Source organism: Oleiphilus sp. HI0061 (assembly GCF_001635675.1).
The window spans coordinates 1-5,546 of sequence record NZ_LWFE01001161.1 but is presented as its reverse complement, the minus strand read 5'-3'; the positions used below and the strand labels follow the sequence as shown (position 1 = coordinate 5,546).

At 43.2% G+C, this 5,546-nt stretch carries 6 protein-coding genes; 3 read left to right on the top strand and 3 right to left on the bottom strand.

All coding sequences use genetic code 11. The features are described from left to right. Positions 1–370 precede the first annotated feature (370 nt). The 3 genes from bfr (A3735_RS17610) to A3735_RS17600 all read right to left on the bottom strand — a co-directional run bounded on the left by bfr (A3735_RS17610) (position 371) and on the right by A3735_RS17600 (position 1,771). Positions 371–838, bottom strand: coding sequence for a bacterioferritin (gene bfr, locus A3735_RS17610; protein ID WP_068506737.1), 468 nt, complete (start codon positions 836–838; stop codon positions 371–373). Between the two features lie 11 nt (positions 839–849). Beyond that, positions 850–1,323, bottom strand: a complete 474-nt coding sequence (gene bfr / locus A3735_RS17605) for a bacterioferritin (protein ID WP_068506740.1) — start codon at positions 1,321–1,323, stop codon at positions 850–852. Between the two features lie 205 nt (positions 1,324–1,528). Continuing rightward, positions 1,529–1,771 (bottom strand): (2Fe-2S)-binding protein, encoded by a 243-nt coding sequence (locus tag A3735_RS17600; protein WP_082865273.1) that lies wholly within the window; start codon positions 1,769–1,771, stop codon positions 1,529–1,531. A gap of 247 nt (positions 1,772–2,018) precedes the next feature. On the opposite strand from A3735_RS17600, the gene A3735_RS17595 reads away from it, so the two are divergent. The 3 genes from A3735_RS17595 to A3735_RS17585 form a co-directional block, all read left to right on the top strand. Continuing rightward, on the top strand, positions 2,019–4,157 hold the full coding sequence (locus tag A3735_RS17595; RefSeq protein WP_068506742.1) for an FAD-dependent oxidoreductase: 2,139 nt from the start codon (positions 2,019–2,021) through the stop codon (positions 4,155–4,157). A gap of 234 nt (positions 4,158–4,391) precedes the next feature. After that, positions 4,392–4,817, top strand: a complete 426-nt coding sequence (cueR, locus tag A3735_RS17590) for a Cu(I)-responsive transcriptional regulator (RefSeq protein ID WP_068506746.1) — start codon at positions 4,392–4,394, stop codon at positions 4,815–4,817. Further along, positions 4,814–5,546: permease (locus tag A3735_RS17585; RefSeq protein WP_197485925.1), on the top strand; the 733-nt coding region annotated here is incomplete at its 3' end. The genes cueR and A3735_RS17585, both read left to right, overlap by 4 nt.

Below are 5,546 nucleotides of genomic sequence, written 5' to 3'. Positions count from 1 at the left end.
ATTGGTTTTTGAGACCAAGGTCTGACCTTCGGTCATCATGACTTCATTGTCAGTCACCGGCATATTGATCTTCATAGAGACACCCTAAGTATTTTTTAAGCGCGTTATTTTTAGATAGTGTGTAGTGAGCAAGCTATAGACTAGTTATCGTCATGTCGGCCCATTTCCTTGAATGAATCTGTCTATTTTGGGGTGAATTGCTTATTTAGCACTATAAATATAGGACAAAATTAGAAATACCCCCTACCTATTTAGGGATATTTTAGAAAGAAAGTATTTGGATTCAGTTGGGGATTAACGTTTATATCAAACAAACAAAAAAGCCGTCACAAATGACGGCCCTACTTACACTCATTATGCTATTCGAAGCTTACATCTGCGACTGTAAGTAATTTTGAAGCCCAATCTTATCAATCAAGCCCAATTGCTTCTCTAGCCAATAAGCATGATCTTCTTCTGAGTCTTCTAACTGCTTAACCAGCATTGCACGGGTTTCGTAATCTTGCTCAGACTCACACAAAGCAATCGCTGCCTTAAGGTTTTTAATTACTGAGTATTCTACATTCAAGTCATTCTGTAGCATTTCCGAAACTGTTTTACCGACATTTAGCGGCTCACGCGTTGCCAAGTCTGGATGCCCTTCCAAGAACAAAATCCGTTTGATCATTTGGTCTGCGTGATCTGTCTCTTCTTCACGCTCATGATCCAAACGTTCATAAAGCTTATCTAAGCCCATATCTTCATAAATTCGAGAGTGAACAAAGTATTGGTCTATTGCCGTTAGCTCACCCGCTAACAAGTGATTTAATTCTGCTATAACTTTATCTGAACCTTTCATATTTCACCCCCTTAATCATCTTCAATCATTGATTGCATATAGTTCTCGATCGTCACTTTATCGATCAGATCAAGCTGAGTTTCCAACCAATCTAGATACTCCTCTTCTTCTGCAAGAATTTCTCGAAGCTTATCACGGGTGACGTAGTCTGATACTGATTCACAATAAGCGATCGCTTCGCGTAAGTCGGCAATGGAGCTTTGTTCTAATTTGAGGTCGCACTCCAGCATTTCTTGAGTGTTCTCGCCTATTAATAATTTGCCTAACTTTTGCAGGTTGGGGATACCTTCCAAAAACAGAATGCGCTCAATCAGCTCATCTGCCTGCTTCATATCTTTGATAGATTTTTTATATTCTTTTTTATCTAGGCCTTCGAGGCCCCAGTTTTTAAACATACGAGCATGCAAAAAGTATTGATTAATCGCTATAAGCTCATTGCCCAGGATTTTATTAAGGTGTTGAATAACTTGTTTGTCGCCTTGCATTATCACGCCCCCTTTTTTATCAGTGTGGTGCGATGAGTATATTACTTTTTAAATTCAAAAGGCACGTAATTGCTTTAATAATCACAGACTTAATAAACTAAATAGTTATCATTAAGTTTTTAAGGTTTGATACTGGATAGGCTAGATAGAATCGAAGGGAAAGGAAAGGAAAGGAAAGGAAAGGAAAGGAAAGGAGAAAGACTGCTTAAACACGAACCTCTAAGGCAAGCTGCATAGCCGCAGTATTTTGCATACTGGTCATTTTTTCACTGATTAAGTCTTTAGCATAAGTGGTACATTGACCACAGCACTTGCCAATACCTAGCGAGTCCCTGATCACCTTACATTCTGTCGCACCCTCATGAATAGCAGAATCAATATCTTTATCGCTAATACCATTACAAACACAAACCAACATATGATCACCACTTGCTAGAGTTGCGAGCATTATACCTTAATAGGAATCATTTTCAAATAATTAAAGTTACCATCAACTGACATAGATCAATTGAGGAGCTATCTCCCGATGGAGATATTTATATTGCACACAATGTAAATATCTCGGTAGACTAGCCCTTCTTAACATATAGTTACTTATTAAATTGAACTCTTAAGACATAGCTGCAGTCTGAACAAACGCACTCCTTATTAGACTTCATTCAAATAACCACCATTTTGAAGGTAGATACAGATTTATGGATAAAAAGAAAAGACTTCTTATTGTCGCGCTCGTTATTCTCATTGGCTGCTTTTTTTTCTTCGACCTTGCCCAGTACTTGAGCCTCGACTACTTTAAGTCTCAACAACAGGCTATCAGTGACTTTCATTCGCAAAATGCAATACTCAGTGCTGGCATATTCGTCATGATCTATATTGCTGTGACTGCTCTCTCCTTGCCTGGCGCCGCAGTAATGACACTTGCAGGCGGTGCAATCTTCGGTTTGTTACAGGGAACGATTCTGGTGTCCTTTGCCAGTACAATCGGTGCAACACTAGCCTTTCTAGTTTCTCGAACACTACTGAAAGAAAGTGTACAAAAAAAGTTTGCTGACTCCCTTAAGTCAATTAATGCAGGCATTGAAAAAGAAGGCGCGTTTTATCTGTTTGGCTTACGCCTTGTGCCTTTATTCCCGTTTTTCGTTATTAACTTAGTGATGGGTTTAACGCCAATCAAGACTCGCCAATTCTTTTTGATCAGCCAGCTCGGCATGCTCCCAGGCACCCTTGTTTACGTTTATACCGGTACTCAGCTTGGTCAGATTGATTCTCTATCAGGCATCCTATCACCCGGTTTATTGTTTGCTTTTGCTCTACTCGGCCTATTCCCTATTTTGGCCAAGAAGTTAATGGAAAGCATACAAGCTAAAAAGGTTTTCGCTAACTATGACAAGCCGTCTAAATTTGACACCAATATGGTCGTTATCGGTGCAGGTTCAGCAGGACTGGTTACTTCATTGATCGCTGCAGCAACCAAAGCAAAAGTCTCTCTTATTGAGCGTCATAAAATGGGCGGCGACTGCTTAAATACCGGTTGTGTCCCCAGTAAAGCACTCATTCGTTCGGCTAAAATGGCAAAGTACCATGAGCGTGCTGAGGAATTTGGTCTATCAAATGAAAATATCGAGGTCGACTTTCCTGCGGTAATGGAACGCATTCAATCGATTATTAAAACCATTGAGCCTCACGACTCTATCGAGCGATTCACGGGACTCGGTGTTGACTGCATTACCGGCAGCGCAGAAATCATTGACCCTTTTAGAGTAAAAGTTAATGGTGAAACGATCACCACGCGTAACATCGTTATCTCCACGGGAGCGCGGCCTTTTGTTCCTGCGATTAAGGGCATTGAAGATACAGGTTATTTGACTTCCGATACGATATGGGAACTTAGAGAGAAACCAGGCCGCATGCTGATCATCGGTGGTGGGCCTATCGGCTGTGAAATGGCCCAGAGCTTCCAGCGCCTTGGAGTGCAGGTGATTCAAGTGGACCGCTCTGCCCGCATCATGCCACGAGAAGATGAAGACGTGAGCGCAGAGGTTCAAAAGCGCTTTATTGAGGAAGGCATTGATCTTAGATTAAACCATCAGCCAACAGAGTTTATTACTGATAATGGCCAAAAAGTTCTGTTGTGCACCGACATTGACGGCACTGAACAGCGAATTGAATATGATGTGTTGCTATTGGCAGTCGGACGTAAAGCGAATACAGAGGGCTTTGGTTTAGATAAATTGAATATCCCCTTAACGGATAAAGGCACGATAGAGGTGAACGAATTCCTTCAAACGCGCTTCCCCAATATCTATGCGTGCGGCGATGTGGCCGGGCCTTATCAGTTCACGCACACGGCCTCTCACCAAGCCTGGTATACCGCTGTGAACGGTTTATTCGGTTTATTCAAGAAGTTCAAGGCAGACTATCGCGTCATTCCCTGGGCGACTTTTTCAGACCCGGAAGTGGCCCGTGTCGGCATCAACGAACAGGAAGCCAAAGCACAAGGTATTGCTTATGATGTAAGCCGTTATGATATTGATGATTTAGACCGAGCTATTGCCGATGGTGAGGCTCATGGTTTTATCAAGGTGCTAACCGTCCCCGGGAAAGATAAAATTCTTGGGGTAACGATTGTCGGTCATCATGCCGGGGATATTATTGCTGAATACGTGACGGCAATGAAGCATGGCTTAGGTCTGAATAAGATCCTGGGCACGATTCATATCTACCCAACCCTGGCGGAAACCAATAAGTTTGTCGCTGGTAACTGGAAAAAAGCCAACGCGCCTGAGAAGGTATTGCAGTTTCTTGAGAAATTTCATGCATGGCGTCGTGGTTGAGGCTTATTCATTCTTAGGCTGAGAACGCCATTCCTCACATGAAACCAACCAGCCCTAAGCCGCCAGCGAGCCATGGAAGGCTCTGTCTACTTGAGTTATTTTGACTATGGTCATACCCACCTACACTGACCACTTTCGTCATAAATTTCGAATTCAATAAATTTGTATTGACCTTACCGTAGCTGTAAGGTTTATGCTATTCCATATTAGATCAATTTATATAGGAGTAGCACGATGAATATCGGCGCGATATCAAAGCTAACAGGCCTTAATTCTAAAACCATTCGCTACTACGAAGAGATCGACCTGGTTCATCCTAGCTCGCGCTCTGCCAACGGCTATCGACAATATTCAGAACAAGATCTGGAACAGCTCCAGTTTATCCAGCGCGCCCGAAAGACAGGCTTCAATATTGATGAGTGTCGCCACTTGCTTGATCTTTTCAATAATAAAGGCCGACAAAGTCACGAGGTTAAATCCCTCGTCTTGGACAAAGCAAAATTAGTTGAAGAGCAAATAGCTGAGCTTAGGCTGATGCACCAGTGCCTGCTAGACCTCGCTAGCCAATGCCAATCTAACAATGACCCTCACTGCGCTATTCTTGATAAGCTTAGCGAGGCACCAGAGCAACTAACGACACAGGGAGGGGTAAAGCTATGAAAGAAACGAAATCAAGCTGCTGCGGCTCTAGTTCTGAAAAAAATAACCCTGAAAAGCCTGAAAGTAGTTCAAGTTGTTGCAGCAAAGAAAAACAGCCCGTACATACTACGTCATGCTGCTCCAGCAGTAGTAAGGCAACGAGCGAGCCCGCAACTAACAGTTGCTGTGAAGACTCTCCAGAAAAGCGAGACTGGTTACTCTGGGGGAGCTTAACGCTTTCAATTATCTTCTATGTGTTGGCACTCAGCGAACCCTCTCATGACAACTGGTATGGTGTCATTGCCCACAGCGTTCAAGAACTGCTAAACACTATGTGGTGGAGCATACTGCTCGCCATTGCTTTTGTCGGTGTGTTAAGTCGTATACCCCAGGAATTTATCATCTCGATTCTGGGAAAAGGAGGCACCGTCAAAGGTCTGTGGCGCGCGACATTGGCAGGCGTACTACTCGATTTATGTAGTCACGGAATACTAATGGTCGGCATGGAGCTAAGGCGCAAAGGTGCCAGTCTCGGCCAAGTCATGGCATTTCTTATTGCCAGCCCTTGGAACTCACTATCACTGACGATAATCATGGTGGCACTCATAGGGCTGCCATGGACCCTCTTGTTTATTGCCCTGTCGATGGTATTGGCAATTACCACCGGCTGGTTGTTTGATCGACTAGAACAGAAAGGCTCTCTTCCGCAAAATAGCGTTGCGAATGACTTGCCTGAAGACTTTCAATTTT

Bases quoted from the DNA above. Each gene is read 5' to 3' on its own strand.
- bfr (WP_068506737.1), bottom strand. From the start codon at position 838: ATGAAAGGTTCAGATAAAGTTATAGCAGAATTAAATCACTTGTTAGCG.
- bfr (WP_068506740.1), bottom strand. From the start codon at position 1,323: ATGCAAGGCGACAAACAAGTTATTCAACACCTTAATAAAATCCTGGGC.
- A3735_RS17600 (WP_082865273.1), bottom strand. From the start codon at position 1,771: ATGCTCGCAACTCTAGCAAGTGGTGATCATATGTTGGTTTGTGTTTGT.
- A3735_RS17595 (WP_068506742.1), top strand. From the start codon at position 2,019: ATGGATAAAAAGAAAAGACTTCTTATTGTCGCGCTCGTTATTCTCATT.
- cueR (WP_068506746.1), top strand. From the start codon at position 4,392: ATGAATATCGGCGCGATATCAAAGCTAACAGGCCTTAATTCTAAAACC.